This window comes from Mycobacterium sp. (assembly GCF_049802695.1).
Lineage (GTDB): Bacteria > Actinomycetota > Actinomycetes > Mycobacteriales > Mycobacteriaceae > Mycobacterium.
On record NZ_JBARMY010000310.1, the window covers coordinates 1 to 3,162 of the forward strand.

Here is a 3,162-nt window from a genome sequence, read left to right on the forward strand (position 1 = left end):
GTCACTCGGTTGAGTGAGCATGCGGCGCGCGGAGTCGAGCCGCACGTTGCGCAAGTGGGTCACCGGTGTGGTCCGCCAGTGCCGGCGAAATGCGCTCTCCAGACAGCGCGTACTGACGCCGGCCGCATCGGCGATGTCCGCCAGGACGATCCCGCGCGCAAGGTTGTGGCGGATGAACCGGTCCGCCCGGGACAGACAGTCCGGCAGGTCATTCGCGGGCGCGACCATGCTGGCCGAGTTGGGCAGCAGGTGAAGCACCGCTCGCACCAGATGTCTGCTCGCACTTCGGTCGATGACTGGCGAGCGCCTACGTCCGTCGGTGGTGATATCCCGCCAGATGAAGTCGATGAGATCCCGCAACGCACCCGGCATCGGCCGGGCTGACTGGTCGAAAAGGACTGGATTAGCGCCGCTTTCAGCGCTGGCCAGCTGTTCGACAGTCCGACGCGGCAGCCTGATCATCAACTGCCGGGCGTCGCTGCTCGATCGCTTACGATAGGTGGTTCTGGGATTGATGACCACGAACGACCCGGGACCCGCCTGCACAGTGACTGAGCCGGTGCTGATCTCGCAGTGCCCGGCAAGCGTTAGTTGTACCTGGTAGCAGTCGCCGGGGATGGAAGCGACGAGTTTGGTGGCCATCGCGTAGGAGACTTCGGAGAAGCCGACGCGGTCGAGTTGGGCTCGGCGCAGCGTGCAAGCGGCTGTCTCCGAAAAATCGCTGGTAGCCTGGGCCGTCAGCATGTCACCTGACCTCGGCGCTTTCGTTGAGAATTCCGGTCGTTGCCGGCCACTTCTCTTCGATGCGGCCGTAGCGCCAGACCAGCAGCGCGACAGCCCAGGTGACGATGAACATGCCGACGATCAGAAAGCCGATGGCGTTCAGGTCGACGCCGCCGAGCCGATCCCACAGTGCTCCACGCAAGTTAAATTGCTCGGCCAGCAAGCCGAGCAACTCGACGCTGCCGATGAGCAACGCGACTGCCACCGACAATCCGGTGATGACGATGTTGTAGTAGACCTTGCGGACCGGGTTCGAAAAGGCCCATCCGTAAGCGAAATTCATGAATGAGCCGTCGATGGTGTCCAGTAGGCACATGCCGGCGGCGAACAGCACAGGCAGGCACAAGATCGCATACCACGGCAAGCCGGCCGCTGCGCTGGTGCCGGCCAGGACGAGCAGGGCCACCTCGGTGGCGGTGTCGAAGCCGAGTCCGAACAACACGCCTACCGGGTAGACGTGCCATGACTTTGCGACCGATCTGGTGAAGCGCCCGAGGACCCGGTTCATGAATCCGCGGCTGTTCAATTGACTTTCGAGTTCGGCCTCGTCGTAGACGCCGCGCCGCATCCGCGCGAATACCGCGAGGATGCCGACCAGGGTGACGACGTTGATGGCGGCGATGAGATAAAGGAAAACTCCCGAGACGCCGGTGCCGATCAAACCGGTGTAGTGATGCAACGCTGAATTCTGTTGCCTGACCGGTCCGATGACGGCCTTCAGCCCGAACGCCAGCAACAGTGCCAGCCCGAAGACGACCGAGGAGTGGCCGAGCGAGAAGAAGAATCCGACCGCCAGCGGGCGTTGACCGTCGTTCATCAGTTTGCGGGTGGTGTTGTCGATCGCTGCGATGTGGTCGGCGTCGAACGCGTGACGCAGACCGAGCGTGTAGGCAGTCAACCCGACGCCGATGCCGAACGCCTTTCCGCCAACCGTTAAGTGGGCCGGCTCGACGACGCCCACCAGGGTGATCCAACCGATCAAGTGCAGCGCGACGATCACCGCGACCATGGCGCCAAGACGCAGCCACTCGTCCGGTATCAGAGCGCCCCGCAGCGTCGACCACCAGAACGGGCGGTCGGCACCATGGTTCACGTCTGCCCCTTCGGCTTAAGGGGACGAGCAGGTTACCGCGATGTTAACGATCCGGTAGTTCTTCTTGCAAGGACTTCGCAGAAACTCTTGCGACTTTGTCGCAGTAACGCAGTCAGGTAGGCCGGGCCGTCAATCGAGACTCAGCAGGGCGTTCTCGATCACCTCGGGCAGCGCGGGGTGAATCCAGTATTGGCCGCGAGCCATGTCATGGGCGGTCAGTCCGAAGGTCATCGCCTGGATCAGCGGCTGGATCAGCGACGATGCTTGGTAGCCCATGATGTGTGCCCCGAGCAGGCGGCCACTGCCGCGTTCGGCGACGATCTTGGCGATGCCGGTGGTGTCTTCCATCGCCCAGCCGTACGCGACGTCACCGTAGTTCTGCACTGCGCAGGAAACGTCGAATCCCTTCGCCACCGCCTGATTCTCGGTCAGGCCGACGGTGGCGACGGGGGGCTCGGTGAACACCGCCGACGGCACATACCGGTGGTCGGTGATTCTCATATCGCCGGTGTCGTCCCAGTCGCGCAGCAGGTTGTGCCGCACTACCCGGGCTTCATGGTTGGCGACGTGCTTGAGCTGGTAGGGGGACGAGATGTCACCAAGGGCGAAAATGTTACGGGCTGAGGTTCGTTGAAATTCGTCGACCACCACTTGGCCGTCCTGGACGTCGACGCCGGCTTGCTCGGCGTCCAGCAGATCGCCGTTGGGTGTGCGGCCGGTGGCCACCAGCACCAGGTCGGTGGCCACCGTCGACCCGTTGTCGAGTTCCAGCACGGTGGTGGAGCCGTCCTGGTGGGCGCCGACGACGTTGCGGTGCGTCCGCAGCTCCCAATTCCGGGCTGCGATGCGGGTGAACCGTTCGCAGATGGTGTCGTCGCAGTGGCGCAGCAACGTGCCGTCCCGGATCACCAAGGTGATCCGGACACCGAGCGCGGAGAAGATGTGCGCGAACTCGGATGCGACATAACCGCCGCCGACGATTACCAGATGCTCGGGCAGTTCGGCGATGCGCATCACCGTGTCACTGGTGTGGTACTCGACCCCGCACTGCAGGATGGCCGGCGGAACCAGTGGGCGCGAACCCGCCGCGATGACCACTTGGTCGGCGGTGAACTCGTCGCCGGCGTCGGTGCGCAGCAGATAGCGTCCGTCCGGCTGGACCGGTCCGAATCGGGTGTGCCGGTTGTACACGTCGACGTTCGGTGAGGCGCGCCGGTAGTCTTCGCCGCTGATCCCGATCGGGTCGATCCGCCCGAAGATGCGCGAGACGATGTCGTCCCAGCGCA

3 protein-coding genes are annotated in these 3,162 nt (G+C 63.9%); all 3 read right to left on the reverse strand.

Going from position 1 to position 3,162, the window contains the following annotated elements:
* The coding region (locus WA317_RS12655) for an AraC family ligand binding domain-containing protein (protein WP_425173357.1) at positions 1–744 on the reverse strand (744 nt) is incomplete at its 3' end.
* 1 nt (position 745) lies between these two features.
* Positions 746–1,876, reverse strand: a complete 1,131-nt coding sequence (locus WA317_RS12660; RefSeq protein WP_425173358.1) for a HoxN/HupN/NixA family nickel/cobalt transporter — start codon at positions 1,874–1,876, stop codon at positions 746–748.
* Between the two features lie 129 nt (positions 1,877–2,005).
* A partial coding sequence (locus tag WA317_RS12665; RefSeq protein WP_425173359.1) for a mycothione reductase occupies positions 2,006–3,162 on the reverse strand: 1,157 nt, incomplete at its 5' end.